This window comes from Streptomyces sp. NPDC048523, assembly GCF_043199815.1.
Classification (GTDB): Bacteria; Actinomycetota; Actinomycetes; order Streptomycetales; family Streptomycetaceae; genus Streptomyces.
Genome location: NZ_JBICWQ010000004.1, coordinates 970,977 through 994,476, shown reverse-complemented (window position 1 = coordinate 994,476; position 23,500 = coordinate 970,977). Strand labels below are relative to the sequence as shown.

Here is a 23,500-nt window from a genome sequence, read left to right as displayed (position 1 = left end):
TTCCGCAGTTCACTCCAGCGGGGCGGTGACCGCGTCGGGGTGATCGGCGAGGTAGTCCCGGAGCACCGAGAGGAAGCTCGGGTCGGGGCCGAGTCCCAGTGCGGCGGCGCGCCGGTGGTCGAAGACGGCCGGCCATGAGCCGACGATCGCCTCGACCGCGGGGTCGGGAGCGAGGGTGACCCGGTCGGCGACCGGGTCACCGGCCACCTGTCGCAGGGTGGCGAGGATGTCGGCGGCCGAGACCGTCAGGGCGGGCAGATTCACCGGTAGCGGGCCCTCCAAGTACCCCGGCCCGGTGCCGCGTTCGGCCTCGGCGACACGAAGGATGCCCTCGATGGTGCGCCGGGGTGAGGAGAGTGCCACTTCGAGAGCGGGATCGACCGGGCAGACGGCGGGCAGCCCCGCGAGCGGCTCGCGGACGATGCCGGACAGGAATCCGGAGGCGGCCGCGTTGGGCCTGCCCGGACGTACCGCGACGGTCATCAGCCGCACGACACGGCCGTCGACGAAGCCGCGTCGGGTGCAGTCCGCGATGAGCTGCTCGCACATCAGCTTCTGGGTGCCGTAACTGGACCGCGGAACCGGCACCGTCGTCTCGCTGACCGCCGGTGGCAGAGGCAGGGCCGGATGGAAGCCGTAGACGGCGACACTGCTGGCGAACAGCATCCGCGTCACCGGCCCGCCCGAGCCGGACTGCGCCCGGGCCGCCTCCAGCAGCGCGCGGGTGACGTCCACGTTGGCGCGCATCCCGAGGTCGAAGTCGGCCTCGCACTCCGCCGACACCGCGGCGGCGAGATGGAACAGCACGTCCACCGGCTCGGCGAACACCGCGTCCAGGTGCTCGGGCAGTTCCCCGTGCACCACCTGGACGGGCACCTCGTCATCTTGTGCGGTGCCGGGGCGGGCCACGCGGTCGACCAGCACCAGACGGCTGATCGGCTCACCGCCGAAGGTCCCCGTCCGCGCCAACGCGCCGACCAGCAGTCGTCCGAGGAAACCGGACGCACCTGTCACGACGATTCTCACCGGTTCATCTCCTCCCAAGGCCGACTGGTCCCCCCGATGCCTACCCCGGCCGCCCCCGGCGATCCGGGAGCTCGGGACACCTCGGGGTAATTGACAGGGTACGCAAGTACTGCCTAACGTACCCACATCCTGAACCACGCCGTCGGCTCGACGAGGAGTACCGATGCAGCACCTGTACGAGATTGACGTCCGGGTCCCGATGCGTGACGGCGTGGCACTCGCCGCCAACATGTGGCATCCGGCCCAGGGGGAGGCGCCGACGCTGCTCGTTCGCCTGCCGTACGGCAAGGACGTGATGGGCTTCGGTCAGTCAGCCATCCCCGACCTCCTGACTCTGGTGGAGGCCGGCTACGCGGTGGTGGTGCAGGACTGCCGGGGCACCCACCGCTCGGAAGGCGAGTTCGTTCCTCATATGGCCGACCGGGGCGACGGCGAGGACACCGTCGCCTGGATCGCCGACCAGCCGTGGTCGGACGGCACGGTAGGCATGTTCGGGCCGTCCTACCTGGGCATGGTCCAGTGGGAAACCGCGGTGACCGGTGCTCCCGCCCTCAAGGCGATCGCGCCCGCCCTCACCTCGATCGACAACTACGAGTCGCCCTGGTACGGCCCGGGCGGTGCCCTCTCACTGAGCCTGGTCACGATGTGGAACGCCATGATGTACATGGCTGACGCGCAGCGGTCCCTGGCGGCCGGCGAGGGCTCCGTGGCCCAGCTGCAGCAGCTCGGTCAGGCGCTCCTGTTCCCGGACGCGCTCAACGACGTGCTGCCGACGGCCGAGGTTCCGGTCCTCGCGGCGTACGGCAAGTGGTGGGACGACTGGATGGCGCACCCCTCCCACGACGGGTACTGGGACGCCATGGAGCTCACGCCCGAGCTCAAGAACGTCACCGCTCCGGCGCTCAACATCGGCGGCTGGTACGACCTCTACATCGGGCAGACCGTGCGTACCTACACCACCGCCCGCCAGGAGGCAGGCAGTGAGCAGGCACGTGAGGGGCAGCGGCTGATCATCGGTCCGTGGGACCACATGTCCACGACCGGCGTCTATCCCGACCGCTCCTTCGGTCCGTTGGCCAGTGCCCAGATGCTGGGGCTGACCGGCCTGCACGTGAAGTTCTTCGACCGCTGGCTGCGCGGCGACACCACCGCTCTGGACGACGTGGCGCCCGTGAAGATCTTCGTCATGGGCATCGACCAGTGGCGCGACGAGCAGGAGTGGCCACTGCCCGACACGCGCTGGACCGACTTCCACCTCACCAGCGCCGGCCACGCCAACACGGCGGACGGCGACGGCACGTTGAGGACCGAGCCGCCGACCCACGCGGAGCGCGACACCTACCTCTACGACCCGCGCCGCCCGGTTCCCTCGGCCGGAGGGGCGTCCATGCCGACGACCCCGGGCTTCTGCGGCCCGGTCGACCAGCGGACGGTCGCCGTCCGCGAGGACGTGCTGTGCTTCGCCGGGCCCGTGCTGGACGAGCCCGTGGAGATTACCGGGCCGGTCAGTCTGACCCTGTTCGTCTCCTCGTCGGCGGTGGACACCGACTTCACCGCCAAGCTCGTCGACGTCTTCCCCGACGGCAAAGCGATCAACCTGTGCGACGGGATCCTGCGCACCCGCTACCGGGGCGGCCTCGCCACCGAAGAACTCATGGAGCCCGGCACGGTCTACGAGATCACCGTCGACATGACCGCCACCTCGAACGTGTTCCTCCCCGGTCACCGCATCCGCGTGGACGTCTCCAGCAGCAACTTCCCGCGCTACGACCGCAACACCAACACCGGCGGCGTCATCGCCCGCGAGAGCGAGGAGCACATGATCCCGGCGGTCAACCGCATCCATCACGGCCCGAACCACCCCAGCCGCCTGGTCCTGCCCGTCATCGACCGCAAGGACCAGCGGTGAGCGCCGCCGACCGGGTCGCCGAACTGACCTCGGCCTTCACGGCTCCCTCCCTGAACGTGGCCTGGCTGCTGTGCGACCGGCACGCCCCCGAGAACGTCGCGTTCACCGTGGTCGACGGCGACGGCCTGGCCGCGACGCTGACCTACGGTGCTCTGGCCGCGGACTCGCACCGCTGTGCGCGGGCGCTGCGGGGGCTCGGCGTCGGTCCGGGCGACCGCGTGGCGACCCTGATGGGCAAGAGCACCGACCTGGTCACCGTCATCCTCGCGATCTGGCGGCTGGGCGCGGTCCATGTCCCGCTGTTCACCGCGTTCGCGCCCCAGGCCATCGCCCTGCGTCTGGAGGGCGCGGGGGCGCACGTCGTGGTCGTCGACCCGGACCAGCGCCACAAGCTCGACCCGGGCCCCGACATGCCGGACGACCAGCAACGCCGTGTCATCGTCACCGGAACCGGCACGCAGCACGGTGACGCCTCGCTCGCCGCCCTCATCGCGGCCGCCCCACCCGAGCCGGTGCCCGCCGTCACCACCAGCGGGGACGGACCCCTGGTGCACATGTTCACCTCCGGCACCACCGGCAAGCCCAAGGGTGTCGTCCACCCCGTCTCCTACATCGCCGGATGGCAGGTCTACCTGGAGTACGGCCTGGGGGTCACCCGGGACAGCAGGTACTGGTGCGCCGCCGACCCCGGCTGGGCCTACGGGCTGTACGCGGCCGTCGTCGCTCCCCTGGCCGCCGGCATTCCCAGCCTGCTGCTGTCCGGCGGGTTCTCCCCGGAGACGACCTGGCGCACCCTCGTCGACCACCAGGTCACCGACTTCAGCGCCGCCCCCACCGTGTACCGGGGACTGCGCTCCTCGTCGGTACCGGTGCCTCAGAACCTGCGGCTGGAGCGGCTGTCCAGCGCGGGTGAGCCCCTGACTCCCGAGGTCAACGAGTGGGCCGGGGCCGCGCTCGGCCTGACCGTGCACGATCACTTCGGCCAGACCGAGGTCGGCATGCCCCTGGCCAACCACCACCATCCCGAACTCGCCCGTCCCCTCAAGGCGGGATCGATGGGCCGGCCGGTGCCCGGCTGGAGCCTCACCGTCCTGGCCGACGAGAAGGACGAGCCCGTCGCACCGGGCGTGCTCGGCCGGGTCGCGATCGACGTCGCCGCCAGCCCGCTGATGAGCTTCCGCGAGTACCAGATCCCCGGGCAGGCCGACGCCAAGTTCACCGCGGACGGCCGCTGGTACCTCACGGGCGACGCCGGGCGCGTCGACGCGGACGGCGAGTTCTTCTTCTCCTCCCGCGACGACGACGTCATCATCATGGCCGGTTACCGGATCGGGCCGTTCGAGATCGAGAGCGTCCTCGCCCAGCACCCCGCGGTCGCCGAGTGCAGTGTCATCGGCGCACCGGACGAGGTCCGCGGCGAGGTCATCGAGGCGTACGTCGTCCTGCGCGACGGCATCGACGCCTCGCCGGAGCTGGCCACCGAGCTCCAGCTGCTGGTCAAGACCCGCTACGCCGCCCACGCCTACCCGCGCCGGATCCACTTCATCGACGCCCTGCCCAAGACGCCCAGCGGCAAGACCCAGCGCTACCTGCTGCGTCGACGCCGACAAACCGAACTCGCCACCCCGGAGTCACGTTGACCGACACCGAACCTCTGCTCGTCGAGCAACGCGGCCCCGTCCGGTGGCTGCTGCTCAACCGCCCCGAGCGGCGCAACGCCCTGGACGTCACCCTCATCGAGGCCCTGGACAAGCAGATCACCAGTGCCGAGGCCGATCCCGGCACAGCGGTGATCGCGGTGGCGGGCAGGGGACGGAGCTTCTGTGCGGGCGGGGACTTCCACCAGTTCCTTCGGATGCACGACCGCGGCGACAACCCGGTGGACTTCCTGACCGACGTGTCGGCCTGCTTCAGCCGTATCGCGGCCAGCCCCAAGCCATGGGTGGCCGTGCTGCACGGTCACGCCGTCGCCGGGGGTCTCGAACTCGCGCTGGCCTGCGATGTGGTCGTCGCCGCCGACACCACGCTCATCGGGGACGGTCACCTGGGCCGGCGCCTGGTGCCTGCAGGCGGGTCCAGCGTCCGGCTGCCCGGCGCGGTCGGACGGGGCCTGTCGCGCTGGCTCCTGCTCACCGGCGAACTGCTGCCCGCGACCGCCTTCGCGCACACCGGCTGGATCCGCGCGATCGTGCCCGCGGCCGACCTCGACGCCACCGCCACCCGCCTCTGCCACCAGTTGGCCGACCGTCACAGCCCGGCTCAGCAACGGCTCAAGACGCTGCTGCACCGGATCGACGGCATGCCCCCCGAGCAGGCCCTGCGCGAGGAGCTGGCCACCTTCGCCGACAACTGGCCGGCGAGCTCGGTGGCCGACGCCCTGCGGGTCTTCCTCACCTCCCCCACCACGAAAGCGGACAACAAGTGAAGCGCTACCAGGGACGGGTCGTCGCCATCACCGGGGCCGCACAAGGTCTCGGCCTCGCCATGGCGGCCCGGTTCGCCGCCGAGGGCGCCACCGTCGCACTGGCCGACGTCAACGAGCAGGCCCTCACCGACGCCGCCAGAACCCTCACCGACGCCGAACTCCGCACCGACGTGGTGGACGTGACGAGATCGGCCCAGGTCAACGCCTGGATCGACGGCGTCACCGACGCTCTGGGCCGCCTCGACGTGCTGGTCAACAACGCCGGCATCATTCGCGACAACCGCGTCGAGGACATCAGCGACGACGACTGGCACGCGGTCATCGACGTCAGCCTCACCGGCGGCTTCCACTGCGCCCGCGCTGCGTTCGCCCCCATGAAACGCCAGGGCTACGGACGCATCGTCAGCTTCTCGTCCATGTCCTGGCGCGGGAACTTCGGCCAGACCAACTACGTGGCCGCCAAGGCCGGCATCGTCGGTATGACCCGCACCCTCGCCCTGGAGGGCGCCCGGCACGGCATCACCGCCAACGCCATCGCCCCCGGCCTCATCGAGACCCCCATGCTCGCCTCCATGAACGGCCCGGCCCGCGACAAGCTCACCAACAAGATCCCCATGCGTCACACCGGCAGGCCCGAGGACATCGCCGAAGCCGCCGCCTTCCTCGCCAGTGAGGCCGCCGGCTACATCACCGGTGTCGTCCTGGACGTGGACGGCGGCATCTCGATCGGATCCTCGATCAGGTGACGCCGCTCCCCCGCTCGCGCGACGCCGGTGGGATCACCCGCCGCTTCAGGCGGGGGCGCGCGTGGGAGAATGCTGCGGTGACGGCCCAAACTGACTCGCGCGACCGACGCCCACGCCGGACGGCACGCAAGCGGGTCGTTGACACCCGCCGACGCGACGAACTGCTGCGCCAGGCCGAGGCGATCATCCTGGCCGAGGGTTTCACCGCGGTGACCATGGATGAACTCGCCCAGCGGCTCGGATGCTCCAAGGCGACGCTCTACAGCCTCGCCTCCACGAAGGAACAGCTGGTCCTGGCGGTCACCCGTGCCTTCTTCCGGGAGGCGACGGTCGAGATCGAACAGGCCGTCCAGGCCGAGCCCGACCCCAGGCAGCGCATCCGGGTCTACCTCGCCGGCGTCGGCACGGCCATGCGCCGGCATTCCCACGCCTTCTACGACGACATGGTCGGGTACGAGCCGACCGCGCAGATCTACCGCAAGAACTCCGCGGCTGCGGCGCACCGGGTCCACCAGCTGATCGAAGAGGGCGTTGAGACGGGTGTCTTCCGCGCGCTCAACGGGCATTTCGCGGCCCAGGTCGTGGCGGTGACCATCGACGCGGTCCAGTCGGGAGTCCTTCTGGAGAGCACCGGCCTGACCGCCGGCGACGCCTTCTCCGAGCTCGGCGACCTCCTGCTGGACGGGCTCAGCTCAGGGCAGGGCCTCTCGGGGCCCGCACCGGCGACGGGCTGACCGAACCGGCCGCGGGACCTGCGAATACCGGGGCAGAACTCCCAAGCCAGGACGCCTCCGCGTGCTGAACTCGTGAAAGATTGACGGGAGTTGTGAAGACCGACAAGAATGCGGCTCGCTCGCTGTGACTGAAGCGAGCGAAGTGACGCGCGTGGCTCGCCACGGCTTGCCTTCGTCTTCTCCGCCCACCGCGGCCGCTCGCGTCCTGCCACCTCCCACACTCACAAAACCGCTAGGGCATATCTTGACGCGCCTTTCACGCTCCAGAACGTCGGCCGCCGTCGCCGCGACCGCCTTCCTCGCCACGGCCACTCCCCTGTTCGGGGCCGCCGCCGCCAGTGCCGCACCCGCGGGCGGCTGCCAGTCCGCCACGGTGCAGTACCGCATCGTCGACGCCACCGGAAAGCCGGACGCCGACTGGACCTCGCAGGGCGGCTTCCACCAGTTGTCCGCCGCCCCCGGCACCGTCGAGGTGCGGCTGGCTCCGGGCCAGACGGTCGGTGACGGCTGCACGTACCCGGTCTCGCTGGCCGAATACACCACCGAGGGCCCCACCTGGCCCACCTCCGGTCTCCAGACCCTCGTCGACCACGCCACCGTCTATCTCGGCGCCGCGGACCTGCCCGGCGCCGACGACGCCAAGCGGACCTGGCAGAAGCTCACGGTGAAGACGCCGGACTGCTACGGGCAGATCGACCTCTACGGCGACGACGTCATCTACGACGGCGGCTCCGGAAAGGGGCACGGGCCCGCGCCCTACCAGCCCGACAACGTCGTCACGCCGAACCACCTGATCGCCGCGTGGAACGGCGGCGACAAGTCGTGCGCCCCCGAGCAGCCGAACTCCCCCACGCCCCCGGCCTCCCCGTCCACGCCGGACAGCCCGAGCAGCCCGCCGGCCAGTCAGCCGCCCGCGGACGAGACGACTCCGCCGGCCACGTCCACCACCCCGCCGCCCTCCTCCAGCACTCCGCCCACCACCCCGGACGTCCCTCCGCTGGAGTCGACGCCCCCCACCGCTCCGGCGCCCTCGCCCAGCGACAGCACCCCGCCGCTGGCCGAGACCGGTTCCAGCGCGCCGGTAGGCCTGATAGCGGGCGGTGCGGCCGCGGTGATCGCCCTCGGTGCCGCCGCCCTCTACGGCACCCGCCGCACACGGCGCTCCTGACCCGCACCGCCACGCGGTGAGGGATCCGGCAGTTTCACCTCAGGCATCGGACACACCCGCTCGGTCGGGACACAGAGCCTGCGGTGAAACTGCCGTCGCGGCGAACGGGCGGGCGCCTGGTCAGTTCTCGTGACGCGCCGCGCGGTCGGCGAGGCCACCGGCGCCCAGCGGCCCGGTGTACTCGACCGGCGCTTCGGCCTCCAGGCGCGGCAGCGCGCGGCGCGAGACGCGCAGTACGACAGGAGGCAGGGCCGTGCGCACCGGCTGGACCAGGCGCAGCCAGGCCGGTGCGTACACCGCTGTACGGCGCCGCTCCAGGCCCGTGACCAGGCGGGCGGCCACCGTGTCGACGGGGTGGATCCGGTGGGCGGGCCCCGGCATGTGCACGCGCAGTTCCCGCAGGACGGCGTGCCGGTCGGCGTCGCGGATCATGTCGGTGTCCGTCCAGTTGAGGTAGGCGATGCCCACCCCGACGCCCCGGTGGGCCACCTCGGCCCGCAGGGCGTGTGCGAAGGCCTCGGCCCCCGCTTTGGAGGCGCAGTAGGCGCTCATCATCGGGGCCGCGCCGATCGACGCGAGCGAGGCGATCTGGAGGAAGTAGCCCGCCGTGTCGAGGAGGTCCGGAAGGAACGCCCGGGCCGTGTGGGCGCTGCCGGTGAGATTGACGTCGACGACGCGGCTCCAGGCGGCCGGCGGTGATGCCTGGAACGGGCCGCCTTCGGCTATGCCCGCGTTGGCCACCACGGCCGAGACAGCTCCGAGGCGCGCCCGCACGGTGCGGGCCGCGGCGGCCAGCGCGTCCGGGTCGGTGACGTCCACCTCGACGGCCAGGGCCGGCCCCGGCAGGGCGGCGGCCACCGCGTCCAGGAGGCTCTTCTCGTGGCCCAGCAGCGCCACCCGGCCCCCGCGCCGGGAGATTTCCCGGGCCAGAGCCGCGCCCAGACCGCGGGCTGCTCCGGTGACGGCCACCGTCCGGCCGATGAGCGGACTGCTGCGCACGGATGGACCCTCCTTGCAGCGGACGAACACTCCGGCTCAGGCCCCTGAGGCCGGCGGGCGCGGAGTGTGGTCGGGGTGACCGGGCGTGCGGCGCTCCTCCTTCATCTCCGCCTCGAACAAGTGGTCACGGCCCTGCGCGAGTTCCTGCACCGCGCTCAGCTCCAACTGCTGGAAGGGCCGGTAGTAGGTGGCGTTGTAGGCCTCGACGATCTGGAACGTCCAGTGTCCGGGGATGACATTGCGCCCGAGGACCTCCGAGCGGACCTTCTCGGCCCATTCGGGGTGACCTGCCTCCTCCAACAGCCGTACGGCATCGTCCAGTTGCAGATCGGCGGTCCCGGTCAGCTGATGGAAGTCGTACAGCCGGCCCCTCGCCCGCTCGGTCGTCTCCAGTGCCTTGGACAGCGCCCCGAGGGCCTTGACGGTCGTGTCGTCGACACCGGCGGGGCGCCGGTGGTCACGGTCGGGGCCGCCGAGGGCCTGCTCGTGTTCGTTCACTGTTCCTCCTCGACAGGTACGGCATCCCGAAGCGAACGGCGCCGTGGGTCAGCGTCTGCTTCCGGTGCGGTCGCGGCGGGTCAGGAGTCGTTGGGCGGGGTGGAGGCCGGGGGGCCGGTGGCGGTGCAGGGCGGCCCGTGCCGCGTTGGCGCCCGGCGCTCCGTGCACGCCGCCACCCGGGTGGGCGCCGGAGGAGGCCAGGTAGAGACCGGGGACCGGGGTCTCCGGGCGTCCGGTGCCCGGCACCGGCCGGAAGACGAGCTGCTGGTGGAGTGCGGTCGTGCCCCCGTTGATGGCGCCGCCGCTCAGATTGGCGTCCAGCGCCTGGAGGGTCGGGGGCGCCAGGACGCGGCGGGCGCGGATCAGGGCACGGAATCCGGGTGCGAACCGTTCCACCTGGCGTTCGACCCGGTCGGCCATGAGCTCCTGGTCCTTGGTGTCCCACTGGCCGGTGATGCCCTCGTCGGCGGCATCGGCACCGATCTCGTGGGGGACGTGGGTGTAGGCCCAGGCCGATTCCGTGCCCTGCGGGGAGCGGGTCGCGTCGGCGGTGGTCATCTGTCCGAACAGCAGGAAGGGGCGGTCAGGGACCTGCCGCATGGCGAGCTGCGCGGCGAACCGCGTGAGTTCGTCGACGCCGTCGGCGAGGTGCACGGTGCCGGCCCGGGACGCCTGCTCGGCCCGCCAGGGCACCGGGCCGTCGAGTGCCCAGTCGACCTTGAAGGTGGCGAAGTCCCACTGGAACCGGCGCAGGTCGTCCAGGAGCTGCGCGGGCAGGTGCTCGGGGTCGAGCATGCTCCCGTACAGGGCGGGTACCGACACGTCCGCCAGCACCGCCCGGCGGGCCGGCACCGCGTCGCCGGTCGCCGTCCGTACGCCGACGGCCCGGCCGCCACGGACGACGACCTCCTCGACGCGCTGCTCGCAGCGGATCCGCCCGCCCCGGGCCCGCAGACGGCGGGCCAGGGCCTGGGTGAGGGCGCCGGAGCCGCCGACGGGGACGGGGAAGCCGTATGTCTGGCCCAGCATGGCCATCAGCCAGCCGAAGCCGCCGCTGCCCGCAGATTCCGGGGCGAGGTCGGCGTGCAGGGCGTTGCCCGCCAGCAGCAGCCGGCCGCCCTGGCCGCGGAACTCCTCCTCCCCCATCCGCCGTACCGGAAGGACCAGGGTCCGGGCCATCCGCAGACCGCCCGCGGCCCGCAGCCGCCACGCCAGGCGGGCCGCCGCGCGGACCGGGGGGAAGGGCGTGAACAGCGCGTCCAGGAGGTCGGGGCGAAGGTTCAGCCACACATCGTGCAGCCGCCGCCACGCGTCCCCGTCGCCCGGCGCGAAGGCGTCGAGGGACCCGGCGGTGATGTCGATATCGCGGTCCAGGAGGGCGCAGCTGCCGTCGGTGAGGGGGTGGGCGAGCACGCTCGGCGCGTTGCTCCAGCGCAGTCCGTGATCCTCCAGGCGCAGTGCGGCCAGGACCGGGGAGGCGGCGGCGAGCGGGTAGAAGGAGCTGAAGAGATCGTTGACGAAGGCGGGATCGACCCCGTGGTCGTGGCGCACCGCGCCGCCCGGCTCCGGCTGTTCCTCCAGCACCTCGACGCTCCAGCCGGCGTCCGCCAGCACGTTGGCGGCGACCAGGCCGTTGGGGCCCGCGCCGATCACCACGGCGTCAGGCATGACCGGCGCCCTCCGCGCCCGGTGCCACCGACCTGATCGGCACCGGACGCAGGGCGTCGCGGTCCCGGTTCTCGCACAGCCTGGCCAGTCGGGCGAGCATGGTGCGGTGGCGCAGCTGGATCAGCGCGTCGAAGCCGACGTTGTGCAGCCGGCCGCCCGCTCCCTGCAGTGGGTGCTCGTCCACGATGACCAGGCAGTGCTCGCCCCACTGCCGCAGCTCGATCGCGATGCGGGCGGTGCCCAGCACTCCGGCGTGGGCCTCCAGCTCCAGCCGGGCGCCTTCCTCGCAGTGGCGTACGACCGTCTCGTTCTCCAGTCGGATCGGGCCGAGCCGGATCTGGAAACGGATCGCCGCGTCCTGGTGCGGCCACTTTCCTCGGACCGGCTCGGATTGGCTGGTTCCCACGACCCACTCCGCGTAGCGGTGACCGTCGGCGAGGATGTCCCACACGGCGCTCGGACTGACTCGGATCAGACGATGGCGACGAGCCATGGATGCCTCCCAGACTGTGTGTGCAGAGAACTTCCCTCGTGATCCCTCGGCCGGATGCACCGTCCGCCCGGAAGGTCGGCGAGCGCCCGTCGCGGCTCGACCGATGAGGAGTGCCCATGTCCGAGAACAGCGTGACGGTGCGCGAGGGTGGCTGCCACCCGGAGCCGGGCAGGCTGCTGATCGGGCCGGCGCCGTCACCGCGCGCCCTCGTGCCCGCGGTGACGGCTCACCGCCCGTCGTCCGACCACTACATCGGGTCGTCTACATCGGATCGTCGAACAACGTGAGGCGGGCCGTGACGCACTTGCCGACCGGCTCTCGGCGCGCCTCGATCCCCTGGACGACCGCCATCACGATCTCCAGACCGTGCTGGCCCACCCGCCCCGCGTCGGCGGCACGGGCCAGCGGAAGTGTCGGATCGGTGTCCCACACCTCGATCTCCAGCATGCCGTCGGTGATGCGCAGGTGCAGCAGCACCGGCCCGGGCGCGTATTTCAACGCGTTGGTGACCAGCTCGCTGACCACCAGCTGCCCCAGATCCATGGTGCGGGCCGACACCGGCAGCCCGTACTCCCCCTGCACCCGCGTCAGGAATTTCGACGTCTGGGCCCGGGCGTCGGCGATACAGCCGTCCGCTCCGTCCAGGGCCACGGTCACCTCGGCAGGTGCGGCTTCCGGCATCCGCGAACACTCCTCAGGCAGGACCCGCACCCTGCCGACCATCTCCAGTACCCCGTTCATGAGCGCGCGCATACCCCGTGTTTCCTGCCTTACGCCTGTGCACCGCTGTTCCTCTGCTGCGGACGAACTCAAGTGCTGTCTCATGCATCGCGCCGGGACTTTTGGGGCAGCGGTGGCACCAAGGACGGGGCAGGTCCCATCGAGTGCGCAGAGGACGCAAGTGGCAGAGAAGCGGGAAGCAGCGGGTCACGGCGAATTGTCCGTGGTCCGGACCGACGCCGACGGCATCACCGTCCTCGGCCTCGACGGAGAGATCGACCACCAGAGCGTGAGCGGCCTGACCCGGGCCCTGGCTCCGGCGGACGCCTCCGTGGAACGGCGGGTCGTCATCGATCTGAGCCGGGTCACGTTCATGGACTCCAGCGGCGTCAACGCCCTGATCGCCGCCTTCCAGGCCGCCCGGGCCACGGGAGGGTGGCTGCGGCTCGTGGTGGTGCGGGGTGCCGTGCTGCGCACCTTGCAGCTCGTGGGCCTCGACACCGTCATCCCCTTCCACCCGACCCTGGAGGACGCCCTCGCGCCGACACACCCCGGCCAGTGAAAAATAGTGCCGAGTACCCGAGGTCGCCTCCCTCATGCCACCCTCACGAACCCTTTTTTCGCCATGTCACCATGCTTCGGTCAACCTTTTGTCGCTGCTCGGCACCTGGGTTAATCTTCATCGGATTTCTCATCGCGCAGCTCCGTGGGGTGCGGGATTGTTGCTGGTGAGCGGGCCCTTCACGAGCCCGGCACGGTTCCGAGTCCTCGGTGCGGGGGCTCGTGGGGAGCGGAACGAGGGTGCGCATGACCAGCACGTCGACGGAGGCCCGGGAACAGGCCCCGGGCGAACAGGAGCTACTGCAGTTGCTGGCCGGGCTGACCGCCGTGCGCGACGGCGACTTCGGCACCCGGCTGCCGTCCGACGGCGAGGGTCTGCTGGGCGACATCGCCACGGTCTTCAACGGCATGGTCGATCAGCTGTCCGTGTTCACGTCGGAAGTCACCCGAGTGGCCCGCGAGGTGGGCACCGAGGGGACGCTGGGCGGACAGGCGGAGGTCCCGGGGGTCTCCGGCACCTGGGCGGACCTGACCGACTCGGTCAACGCCATGGCGGGCAATCTGACCACCCAGGTCCGTGACATCGCCCAGGTGGCGACCGCGGTGGCCAAGGGCGACCTGTCCCAGAAGATCGACGTGCCCGCGCGCGGAGAGATCCTTCAGCTGAAGGAAACCGTCAACACGATGGTCGACCAGCTGTCCGCCTTCGCCGACGAGGTCACCCGCGTCGCCCGCGAGGTCGGCAGTGAGGGGCGCCTCGGCGGTCAGGCGCAGGTGCCCGGGGTGGGCGGCGTCTGGCGCGACCTCACCGATTCGGTCAACTTCATGGCCGGAAACCTGACGTCCCAGGTCCGCAACATCGCCCAGGTGACGACGGCGGTGGCGCAGGGCGACCTCTCCCAGAAGATCACCGTCGACGCCCGCGGCGAGATCCTCGAACTCAAGAACACCATCAACACGATGGTCGACCAGCTCTCCGCCTTCGCCGACGAAGTCACCCGCGTCGCCCGAGAAGTCGGCACCGAGGGACGGCTCGGCGGACAGGCCGACGTCAAGGGCGTCAAGGGCACCTGGCGCGACCTCACCGACTCCGTGAACTTCATGGGCGGAAACCTCACCGCACAGGTCCGCAACATCGCCCAAGTGGCCACGGCGGTCGCCCAGGGCGACCTCTCCCAGAAGATCACCGTCGACGCCCGCGGCGAGATCCTCGAACTCAAGAACACCATCAACACGATGGTCGACCAGCTCTCCGCCTTCGCCGACGAAGTCACCCGCGTCGCCCGAGAAGTCGGCACCGAGGGCAACCTCGGCGGACAGGCGATCGTCCGGGGCGTGTCAGGGACCTGGAAGGACCTGACCGACAACGTCAACGTGATGGCGTCGAACCTGACCGGGCAGGTCCGCTCGATCGCCCAGGTGGCCACCGCCGTGGCCCGCGGCGACCTCTCGCAGAAGATCACCGTGGAGGCCAAGGGCGAGGTCGCAGCCCTGGCGGACGTCATCAACACGATGGTCGACACACTGTCCGCGTTCGCCAACGAGGTCACCCGCGTCGCCCGCGAGGTCGGCACCGAGGGACGGCTCGGCGGTCAGGCGCACGTGCCCAACGTGGCCGGCACCTGGAAGGACCTCACCGACAACGTCAACTCGATGGCCAACAACCTCACCGGGCAGGTGCGCAACATCGCCCTGGTGACGACCGCGGTGGCCAACGGCGACCTGTCGAAGAAGATCGACGTCGACGCCCGGGGCGAGATCCTGGAGCTGAAGACGACCATCAACACGATGGTCGACCAGCTGTCGTCGTTCGCCGCCGAGGTCACCCGCGTCGCCCGCGAGGTCGGCAGCGAGGGACGGCTCGGCGGACAGGCCGAGGTGGAGGGCGTCGAGGGCACCTGGAAGCGGCTCACCGAGAACGTCAACGAACTGGCCGGGAACCTCACCCGGCAGGTCCGCGCGATCGCCGAGGTGGCCAGCGCCGTCGCCGAGGGCGACCTGACGCGGTCGATCAACGTGGAGGCCTCCGGCGAGGTCGCCGAGCTCAAGGACAACATCAACTCCATGGTGGAGTCCCTGCGCGAGACCACCCGGGCCAACCAGGAGCAGGACTGGCTCAAGACCAACCTGGCCCGGATCTCCAGCCTGATGCAGGGCCACCGGGACCTGCCCGTGGTCGCCGAGCTCATCATGGACGAGCTCACCCCGCTGGTCGCCGCCCAGTACGGCGCCTTCTACCTGGCGGAGGACACCCAGCGCGGGCACGAACTGCGGCTGGTGGGCTCGTACGGCTATCCCGACGACGAAGAGCGACCCACCCGCATCCCGGTCGGGCGCTCGCTGGTCGGGCAGGCCGCGCGCAACCGCCGTAGCGTCACCGTGGAAGAGCTGCCCGAGGGGTACGTCACCATCTCCTCGGGTCTCGGGCACGCCGCGCCCTCCGCTCTGGTGGTGCTGCCGATCGTGGTCGAGGAGCAGGTCCTCGGGGTGATCGAACTGGCCTCCGTCAGCCGCTTCAGGCAGATCCACCAGGACTTCCTGACCCAGTTGATGCCGACCATCGGTGTCAACCTCAACACCATCGTCGCCAACGTCCGCACGGACGAGCTGCTCGACGAGTCCCAGCGGCTGACCGCCGAACTCCAGGCCCGCTCCGAGGAGTTGCAGGTCCAGCAGGACGAACTCCAGCGCTCCAACGCGGAGCTGGAGGAGAAGGCCTCTCTGCTGGCCTCGCAGAACCGGGACATCGAGGCCAAGAACCTCCAGATCGAACAGGCCCGGCAGGAGCTGGAGACCCGCGCGCAGCAGTTGTCGCTGGCGTCCAAGTACAAGTCGGAGTTCCTGGCCAACATGAGCCATGAGCTGCGCACCCCGCTCAACAGCCTGCTGATCCTGGCCCAGTTGCTGGCGCAGAACCCGTCGCGCAACCTCACGCCGAAGCAGGTCGAGTACGCGGGCATCATCCACTCGGCGGGCTCGGACCTGCTCCAGCTGATCAACGACATCCTCGACCTGTCCAAGGTCGAGGCGGGCAAGATGGACGTCGCACCCGAGCGGGTCCCGCTGCGCCAGCTCCTGGAGTACGTCGAGGCGACGTTCAGGCCGATGACGTCGCAGAAGAGCCTGGAGTTCACGGTGGCCACCGCCCCCGGCACCCCGGCCGATCTGCTCACCGACGACTCCCGGCTGCGCCAGATCTTGCGCAACCTGCTGTCGAACGCGGTGAAGTTCACCGAGCAGGGCGGTGTGGAGCTGCGGATCGAACCCGCCGCGGACCGGGAGGTACCGCCCGGCGTGCACCTCGGCGGCCCGGTCGTGGCGTTCCGGGTCAAGGACACCGGTATCGGCATCCCGCAGCAGCAACTGGAGACGATCTTCGGGGCGTTCCAGCAGGCCGACGGGACGACCAGCCGCAAGTACGGCGGCACCGGGCTCGGTCTGTCCATCACCCGGGAGATCGCCCATCTGCTGGGCGGCGCGGTCACCGTGGACAGCACTCCCGGCCAGGGCAGTACCTTCACGCTGTTCCTGCCCGTGGCACGCGCCGACTTCGAGGAACTGGTGGAGGGCGGCGGGCGTCTCGCGGAACAGCCGCAGGACGCCTTGGCCACCGGGGAGTCGGCCGAGCCCCGGCAGCTCGCGGCTCCCGCGCCCTCCCCCGGGCACCGCAGGCGCCGTCTGCTGGTCATCGAGGAGCGCCCACGGGGTCTGCTCACGCTGGTCGCCGAGCGGGCCGTCGCCGACCTCGCGTACGACTCCGACGATCCGCACGGGGGGATCGACATCATCACGGCGGTGGGGGCGCAGGAGGCGGCTAGCACGCTGGCGGCCGACCCCTGCCACTGCGTCGTCCTCGAACTCGGCATGCGGCACGACGAGGGCGCCGACTTCCTGGAGGCCATGCGCGGCGACTCGGCGCTGGCCAGCGTGCCGGTCCTGATCCACACCGGGCATCGGGTGAACCTCGGCCAGGAGCAGGGTCTGCGGGCTCTGGCGGGCGACCGGCCGCTGGACTTCCTGTCCAGCCTGGACGACCTGCGCGAGCGCATCACCCTGCACCTGTCCGCCGAGCAGCCTGGCGACGTGCTGTCGCTGGTGCGTCCCGAGGACCCGCAGCGGCCTGTGGCGCAGGTGGTGGACGACTCCTTCCTCGGCCGGACGGTCCTGGTGGTCGACGACGACGCACGCAACCTCTTCGCGCTCAGCGGGGTACTGGAACTGCACGGCTTCCACGTCCTGCACGCGGACAACGGCCGCAAGGGCATCGAGATGCTCCTCGCCCACCCGGACATCTCGCTGGTCCTGATGGACGTGATGATGCCGGAGATGGACGGCTACGCCGCCACCGCGGAGATCCGTTCGATGCCGCAGTACGCGGAGCTGCCCATCATCGCGGTCACCGCGAAGGCCATGCCGGGCGACCAGGAGAAGAGCCTCGCGTCGGGTGCCAACGACTACGTCACCAAGCCCGTCGACACCGGCGACCTCATCGCCCGCGTCCGACGGTGGCTGCCGGGGTGAGCGCACGGAGAGACCACCAGCCGACCGCGTGACGTCCCAGCCGAGGAACAGGCCCACCTTGAGTGATCTCCGTCAGCCCTCCGAGCCCCAGAACGCCCCCGTGCAGGACCAGCCCCCCGTCGACGGCAGCGACAGCGACGGGCAGGCCTCCCCTGTCGGCAGGCTGGCGGCGACCGTGGAGCGGCTGCGCCGGGAGGTGCGGGCGGCGCAGGCCGAGGCGGAAGGGCGGGCCCTGATCGAACTGGCCAAGGGCATTCTCGTCGAGCGGCTGGGGTGTGGTCCGGCGCAGGCCTCGCGGCAGCTCGCCGAGCTCACCGAGCAGGCCGGCGTGACACCGCTGGAGTTCGCCGTCGAGGTGATCAACCAGGCCTCGCGCGACCGGATGTCCGAGGTGACCAATGCCTTCCTCGCGGCGACCGCCTCTGCCGATCCGCCCGACGGGCATTCCTCCGCCGTACGACTGCGTGCGGCGGAGAGCGGGGTGCTGGCCGCCGACGACACCCAGGCCGTCGCCGACTCGCTGCTGGAACACGCGCTCACCCCGCTGGGCGCGGAGGCGGTGGCCATCTGGGCCCTGGGGGCCGACGGGTCCCTCGCGCTGGCGGGCAGCGCCGGGTTCTCCACGGCCGAGGCCGGACGCTGGCGCCATGTGCCGCCGGGTGTGACGACCGTGGCACGGCGCGGGCTCACCGAGCGCAGGGGGGAATGGATCCGCAGTCTGTCCGAGACCGGCCTGCCGTCCATCGGGCAGCACCACTACCGCGACGGCGGCCGGGTCGCCGTACCCGCCGAGACCGGCGGGCGCATCCACGGCGTACTGGAGATCGTCTGGTCCACGGCGCTGGAGCCCCCTCCCGCGGCGATCGTCCGCCAGATCGAGGCGCTGGCCGAGCTCTGCGCGCACACCCTGGAGACGAACGCGCTCCCGCATCCCGACGACGCCACGAACCCGCGCGTCCTGCCGGACGTCGCCGAGCTGATGGACCTGGCCGACGGGCTCCACGATCCCGCCCTGGTACTGGTGCCGCACCTGGGCTCCGACGGGCAGCTCGTCGACTTCCGCATCCACCACGTCAACAGCCGCTTCCTCGACCCGGCCGGCCGGCCGCGGGGCGCCGTGAACGGAGCGCTGCTGCTGGAGGCGTACCCGATGGCCGCGGGCCACAGCGAGCTGTTCGAACGGATCGAACGCGTCTACGCCACCGGCGAGCCCTTCCGCGCCCACCGCATGCGGCTCACCGCCCTGGTGGACGACGTCACGCTCGCGGCGGTCGCCGACATCAACGTCAGCCGGCACGGCGGCAGCGTCCTGCTGATCTGGCGCATCGAGGACGAGACGGCCCGCCTGGCGAGCCTGCTCCAGCACGCCCAGCGCCTGGGCCGCATCGGCGGTTTCGAGGAGAACCTGCTGACGGGTGAGATCACCTGGAACGGCCAGCTCTACCACCTCTACGGCAGGCCGGTCTCCGAGGCCCCCGTGCCGCTGGAGGACCTGCCCGCCCACGCCCACCCCGATGACGCCGTCGCCATCGGCCGGTTCCTGCGCACCGTGCTCCACCAGCGCCGTCCCGCGTCCACCGCGTTCCGGCTGCAACGCCCCGACGGGGTCACCCGGCACATCCGGGTCGTGGCGGAGCCGGTCCTGGACTCCGCCGGTCAGCTGTACCTGCTGCGCGGCGCCTACCAGGACATCTCCTCGCACCACTGGACCGAGGTCGCCCTCGCCGCCACCCGGGACCAGCTCGCCCACAGCGAGCAGCAGGCCAGCGAACGCGACCGGCTGACCCTCCAGTTGCAGCATGCCATCATGCCCCCGACGAGGGCGCCGCTGGCGGTTCCGGGACTGGACGTGGCGGTGCGCTACCGGCCCGCGGAGACCCAGCATCTCGTCGGCGGCGACTGGTACGACGCGGTCGTGCTGCCGTCCCGGCTGGTGCTGCTGTGCGTGGGCGACGTCGCGGGACACGGCATAGAGGCGGCGACCAGCATGGTCGTCCTGCGCAACGCGCTGCGCGGGCTCGCCGTGACCGGCGCCGGGCCCGGCCAGCTGCTGTCCTGGCTCAACATGGTGGCCCACCATCTGACCGGCGCGGTCACCGCCACGGCCGTCTGCGGCCTGTACGACCCCGAGAACAACACCCTGCGCTGGGCGCGGGCCGGGCATCTGCCGCCGGTCCTGGTACGCGGCTCCGAGGCGGCACCGCTGCCGCTGGTGTCGGGGCTGCTGCTGGGCGCCGTACCGGAGGCGACGTACGAGGAACACGAGGTCCAGCTGGCCGTCGACGACACACTGCTGATGTACACGGACGGTCTGATCGAACGCCGGGACCGGTCCGTGGAGGAGTCCCTGACACAGTTCCTGACGGTCGCTCGGGCCGTCCCGCCCACCCTGGACCAGCAGTTGGACCGTCTGCTGACGCACAGCAAGTCGGACACGGACGACGACACCTGCATCGTGGGGATCCGGGTGGCCTGAGGCAGGAGCCGGGGCTTGTGTCCCGGCAGACGGGGAACGCGGTGCCCCAGACGATCGGGGAGCCGCCATGCCACGTGTCAAGCAGTACGCCGTCGCCGCGTCCGGTCAGTGGACGGACGAGGAGGAGGGCCGCCGACGACTGCCGTCCGGAGAAGTCCACGCCTGGGAGCCGGGCACGAACCAGACGGTCTGCGGGCTCTCGCTCAGCCGCTCACAGCTGATCCGGTTCCCGCATGTCACCTGGTCCGACACCTTCCCGGAGTCCGGGGGCGCGGCCGACCGGGTGCGGCGCCTGTGTCCGCGCTGTGCCTCCGTGGCGGGACGTCGCGGCGGCGACGCACGGCCGCAGTGGCACCGCACCAACCCCAGGCCGTGAAGGGAGCCGGCATGTCCGACAAGAGGAGTCCCGGCGTCCCGGAGCGGTTGGCGCGGGCCGCCGACGAGGTGTTCGGCTGGAGCGAGTTGCGGCCGGGGCAGCTGACCGCGATGGCAGCGGTCATGCGGGGCCGGGACACCCTGGCCGTGATGCCCACCGGCGCCGGGAAGTCGGCGGTGTACCAGGTGCCCGGTCTGTTGCTTCCCGGGCCCACGGTGGTGGTTTCCCCGCTGATCGCCCTCCAGCGGGACCAGATCGCCGGCCTGCTCAGCCATGCCGATGCCCCGGAGGCCGTCGCGGTCAACTCCGCCCAGGCGGCCGGAGAGGCGGAGGCCGCCTGGGACGCGGTGCGGCACGGCGACGCCGAGTTCCTGTTCCTCTCCCCCGAGCAGCTCGCCAAGGACGAGGTGGTCGAGCGCCTGGCCGAGGCCGCGCCCTCGCTGTTCGTCGTCGACGAGGCCCAGTGCGTCGCCGCCTGGGGCCACGACTTCCGTCCCGACTACCTCCGCCTGGCCCAGGCGGCCCAGCGGATGGGCAGGCCCCCGGTCCTGGCCCTGACCGCCACGGCCGCTCCGCCGGTGCGCGAGGAGATCGTGGAGCGGCTCGGCATGGAAGATCCGGAACTGGTCGTCGCCGGTTTCGACCGGCCGAACATCGCGTTGGAGGTGCGCCGCTTCCTGGACGACACGGACAAGCGCCGGGTGGTCGTGGAGCGTGCCGCGGCGGAGCCCAAGCCGGGCCTCGTCTACACCGCCACCCGTCGGGACGCCGAGGCCTACGCCGCCGACCTCGCCGAGCTGGGTCTGTCGGCCGACGCCTACCACGCCGGGCTGACAGCCGGTGAGCGTTCCCGGGTCCACGATGCCTTCCTGGCCGGCGAGACCGACGTCGTGGTCGCCACCTCCGCCTTCGGCATGGGCATCGACAAGGAGGACGTACGGTTCGTGCTGCACGCCTCCGTACCCGGCTCCCTGGACGCCTACTACCAGGAGATCGGCCGTGCGGGCCGCGACGGCCGGCCCGCGCTCGCCGTACTGCACTACCGGCCCCAGGACAGCGGCCTGCAGCGCCTCTTCGCCACGCGCACGCCGGACGAGGACACCCTCGGCACGGTCGCGGAGCACATCCACGAGCGGGACGCTCCCGCCGAGCCGGACGGCATCGGGAAGGAGACGGGGCTTTCGCGCAGACGGGTGACGGCGGCCGTCAATCTGCTGGAGCAGGCGGGGGCCGTGCACACCGAGGACGACGGGCGGGTGCGCGCCGTTGCCGGGACGACGGCCGAAGAGGCGGCCGCGCGCGCGGCGGAGGAGGCCCGATCACGCAGGAGGCTGGAGGAGTCGAGGCTGGCCATGATGCTGGGGTACGCCGAGACGACGGGCTGCCGGCGCCGCTTCCTGCTCGGTTACTTCGGGGAAGCCTACGAGGCCCCGTGCGGGGCGTGCGACATGTGTGCGCCCGTTGCGCCCGCCCCGTCCGGGGACAGCGTCGTCGACGGGGTGGGCGACACGGGCGACGACTCCGACTCGCAGGCGCCGGCCGTCTCCTATCCGGCGGGCACCCGGGTGCGGCACACGGAGTGGGGAGAGGGAACGGTGATGAGCGAGGAGGGCGACCGGATCACCGTGCTGTTCGAGTCCATGGGCTACCGCACGCTGTCCCTGGCGGCGATCGCCGGCAAGGGCCTCCTCACAGCAGCCCCGCTCAGTGCTGTGCCACCACCCGCAGCGTCTTGACCGAGGGGTCGGCGGCGTCCGGGATCAGGACGCCGTGCTCGACGCCGCTGCGCAGGTAGTCGAGGACCTCGTCGGTGATGACCTCACCGGGAGCGATCGCCGGCACACCCGGCGGGTACGGGCTGATCATCTCCGCGGAGATACGCCCGGCGGCACGCTCGGCGGGGACGTGGTCGACCTCGGCGAAGAACGCATCGCGCGGCAGCATGGCCTGCTCCAGCTCCAGGGCCGAGGGCTCGGGCAGGCGTACCGGCGGCCTGCGTTCGATGGACTCGGCGCCCTCGGTGAGGGCGCGCAGGGCGTCCAGCAGCACCTTCTCCGTCTCGTCGTCGTCGGCGTGCGTGATCGACGCGCTGAGTCGGCAGGTGTCGGAGCCGCCCACATCCACGTGCCGCTCGGCCCGCAGCCATTCGGCGGCCTGCATGCCGCTGATCCCGAGCTCGCGTACGTCGATCACGATCTTCAGGGGGTCGAAGTCGGCGGCGAGCCCTTCCTCCACGATCTCCTGCCCCATGGGCCGCAGTCCCGGCAGGTCCCCGGCCGCCAGCCGGATCCGCTCCGCGCGGTGCAGCGCGGCGTCCAGGAGGGCGTGGCCCTGCTCGACCATCTGGCGACGCCAGCCGTCCAGGGTCAGGTACACCAGGGACGAGGCGCTGGTGGTACCGAGCAGGTCCTCCCGCTGCTTGAGTGCTTCCGGGGAGACCCGGTCGTACTGGAGGTGGAACACGGAGCTCTGCTCGATCGCCCCGCCCATCTTGTGGACGCTGGTGACCACGAGGTCCGCCTCGGCGTCCATGCCCCAGGCCGGCAGGTCGGGGTGGAAGGGCAGGTGGGCGCCCCAGGCCTCGTCGACGATGAGGGGTACGTCGAACTCGTGGCACACCCGCGCCACACCCCGGATGTCGGCGCAGGTCCCCCAGTCGGTGGGGGTGATCAGCAGCATGCCCTTGGCGTCCGGGTGCTCCTGGAGGCGGCGGCGTACGTCGTCGGGCTCCGGCGGGTGGGCGATGTGCCGCTCGCGGTCGAACTTGGGGTGCACCCAGATCGGTTCGACGCCGTTGACGACGACGGCCGAGATCACGGCTTTGTGCGCGTTGCGCGAGATCAGCAGCTTCTCACCGGGGCCCGCCACGGCCAGCATCGCCGTCTTGACGGACAGGGAGCTGCCGCACGTGGAGAAGAACGCCTGCTCGGCCCCGACCGCGTCCGCCATCAGCTCCTGCGCCTGACTGAGCACGCCCTGGGACTGGCGGCGGTCGTCCAGGCCGTTGAGGGACAGGACGTCCGAGCGGAACACGTCGAGCCCGACGATCTCGGCTACCCGCGGGTCCACGCCTCGGCCCTGCCTGTGGCCGGGCGGGCCGAAGACCGTGTCGCCGCGACGCCGGAACTCCTCCAGCGCCTCCAGTACCGGCACCCGCGAGTGATCCATCGTTCCTCCCAA

General features: G+C 71.4%; 18 protein-coding genes. 11 read left to right on the top strand and 7 right to left on the bottom strand.

From position 1 onward, the window contains the following. Positions 1-9: 9 nt before the first annotated feature. On the bottom strand, positions 10-1,026 hold the full coding sequence (denD, locus tag ACGFWE_RS25305) for a D-erythronate dehydrogenase (protein ID WP_393601886.1): 1,017 nt from the start codon (positions 1,024-1,026) through the stop codon (positions 10-12). A gap of 163 nt (positions 1,027-1,189) precedes the next feature. Between denD and ACGFWE_RS25300 the strand changes: the two genes are divergently transcribed. The 6 genes from ACGFWE_RS25300 to ACGFWE_RS25275 all read left to right on the top strand — a co-directional run bounded on the left by ACGFWE_RS25300 (position 1,190) and on the right by ACGFWE_RS25275 (position 8,008). Continuing rightward, a complete protein-coding gene (locus ACGFWE_RS25300; RefSeq protein ID WP_393601884.1) occupies positions 1,190-2,935 on the top strand; it encodes a CocE/NonD family hydrolase in 1,746 nt (581 codons plus the stop codon). Continuing rightward, complete coding sequence (locus ACGFWE_RS25295; protein WP_393601882.1) at positions 2,932-4,575, top strand: AMP-binding protein; 1,644 nt, start codon at positions 2,932-2,934, stop codon at positions 4,573-4,575. The genes ACGFWE_RS25300 and ACGFWE_RS25295 overlap by 4 nt, the downstream gene beginning before the upstream one ends. Continuing rightward, a complete protein-coding gene (locus ACGFWE_RS25290) occupies positions 4,572-5,360 on the top strand; it encodes an enoyl-CoA hydratase/isomerase family protein (RefSeq protein ID WP_393601880.1) in 789 nt (262 codons plus the stop codon). The genes ACGFWE_RS25295 and ACGFWE_RS25290 overlap by 4 nt, the downstream gene beginning before the upstream one ends. Continuing rightward, on the top strand, positions 5,357-6,106 hold the full coding sequence (locus ACGFWE_RS25285) for an SDR family NAD(P)-dependent oxidoreductase (protein ID WP_352389730.1): 750 nt from the start codon (positions 5,357-5,359) through the stop codon (positions 6,104-6,106). The genes ACGFWE_RS25290 and ACGFWE_RS25285 overlap by 4 nt, the downstream gene beginning before the upstream one ends. A gap of 77 nt (positions 6,107-6,183) precedes the next feature. Further along, a complete protein-coding gene (locus tag ACGFWE_RS25280) occupies positions 6,184-6,840 on the top strand; it encodes a TetR/AcrR family transcriptional regulator (protein ID WP_352389731.1) in 657 nt (218 codons plus the stop codon). A gap of 244 nt (positions 6,841-7,084) precedes the next feature. Next, a complete protein-coding gene (locus tag ACGFWE_RS25275) occupies positions 7,085-8,008 on the top strand; it encodes a hypothetical protein (RefSeq protein WP_352389732.1) in 924 nt (307 codons plus the stop codon). 120 nt (positions 8,009-8,128) lie between these two features. On the opposite strand, the gene ACGFWE_RS25270 is transcribed toward ACGFWE_RS25275, so the two are convergent. From ACGFWE_RS25270 to ACGFWE_RS25250, 5 genes are all read right to left on the bottom strand, one after another. Then, complete coding sequence (locus ACGFWE_RS25270) at positions 8,129-9,007, bottom strand: SDR family oxidoreductase (RefSeq protein ID WP_352389733.1); 879 nt, start codon at positions 9,005-9,007, stop codon at positions 8,129-8,131. A gap of 36 nt (positions 9,008-9,043) precedes the next feature. Next, positions 9,044-9,505 (bottom strand): hypothetical protein, encoded by a 462-nt coding sequence (locus ACGFWE_RS25265; protein ID WP_393601877.1) that lies wholly within the window; start codon positions 9,503-9,505, stop codon positions 9,044-9,046. 48 nt (positions 9,506-9,553) lie between these two features. Further along, positions 9,554-11,173 carry a phytoene desaturase family protein gene (locus ACGFWE_RS25260; RefSeq protein WP_393601875.1) on the bottom strand — a complete coding sequence of 540 codons (1,620 nt, stop codon included), beginning with the start codon at positions 11,171-11,173 and terminating at the stop codon, positions 9,554-9,556. Next, positions 11,166-11,666, bottom strand: coding sequence for an SRPBCC family protein (locus ACGFWE_RS25255; protein ID WP_352389736.1), 501 nt, complete (start codon positions 11,664-11,666; stop codon positions 11,166-11,168). Before ACGFWE_RS25255 ends, ACGFWE_RS25260 begins: the two co-directional genes overlap by 8 nt. Positions 11,667-11,927: 261 nt before the next feature. Then, a complete protein-coding gene (locus ACGFWE_RS25250) occupies positions 11,928-12,407 on the bottom strand; it encodes an ATP-binding protein (RefSeq protein WP_393601993.1) in 480 nt (159 codons plus the stop codon). 160 nt (positions 12,408-12,567) lie between these two features. Between ACGFWE_RS25250 and ACGFWE_RS25245 the strand changes: the two genes are divergently transcribed. The 5 genes from ACGFWE_RS25245 to ACGFWE_RS25225 all read left to right on the top strand — a co-directional run bounded on the left by ACGFWE_RS25245 (position 12,568) and on the right by ACGFWE_RS25225 (position 22,056). After that, positions 12,568-12,948: an STAS domain-containing protein gene (locus ACGFWE_RS25245; protein ID WP_393601873.1), complete on the top strand. Its 381-nt coding sequence runs from the start codon at positions 12,568-12,570 to the stop codon at positions 12,946-12,948. Positions 12,949-13,193: 245 nt separating this feature from the next. Next, positions 13,194-17,468, top strand: a complete 4,275-nt coding sequence (locus ACGFWE_RS25240; protein WP_393601871.1) for a HAMP domain-containing protein — start codon at positions 13,194-13,196, stop codon at positions 17,466-17,468. 58 nt (positions 17,469-17,526) lie between these two features. Continuing rightward, the gene (locus ACGFWE_RS25235; protein WP_393601869.1) at positions 17,527-19,944 is read left to right on the top strand and encodes a SpoIIE family protein phosphatase; all 2,418 of its coding nucleotides are present in this window, start codon (positions 17,527-17,529) and stop codon (positions 19,942-19,944) included. Between the two features lie 67 nt (positions 19,945-20,011). Then, positions 20,012-20,320 (top strand): hypothetical protein, encoded by a 309-nt coding sequence (locus tag ACGFWE_RS25230; protein WP_393601867.1) that lies wholly within the window; start codon positions 20,012-20,014, stop codon positions 20,318-20,320. Positions 20,321-20,331: 11 nt separating this feature from the next. Then, positions 20,332-22,056: a RecQ family ATP-dependent DNA helicase gene (locus ACGFWE_RS25225; protein ID WP_393601865.1), complete on the top strand. Its 1,725-nt coding sequence runs from the start codon at positions 20,332-20,334 to the stop codon at positions 22,054-22,056. Here ACGFWE_RS25225 and ACGFWE_RS25220 read toward each other — a convergent pair. After that, positions 22,025-23,488, bottom strand: a complete 1,464-nt coding sequence (locus ACGFWE_RS25220) for an aminotransferase class I/II-fold pyridoxal phosphate-dependent enzyme (protein ID WP_393601863.1) — start codon at positions 23,486-23,488, stop codon at positions 22,025-22,027. The genes ACGFWE_RS25225 and ACGFWE_RS25220 overlap by 32 nt on opposite strands. Positions 23,489-23,500 lie beyond the last annotated feature (12 nt).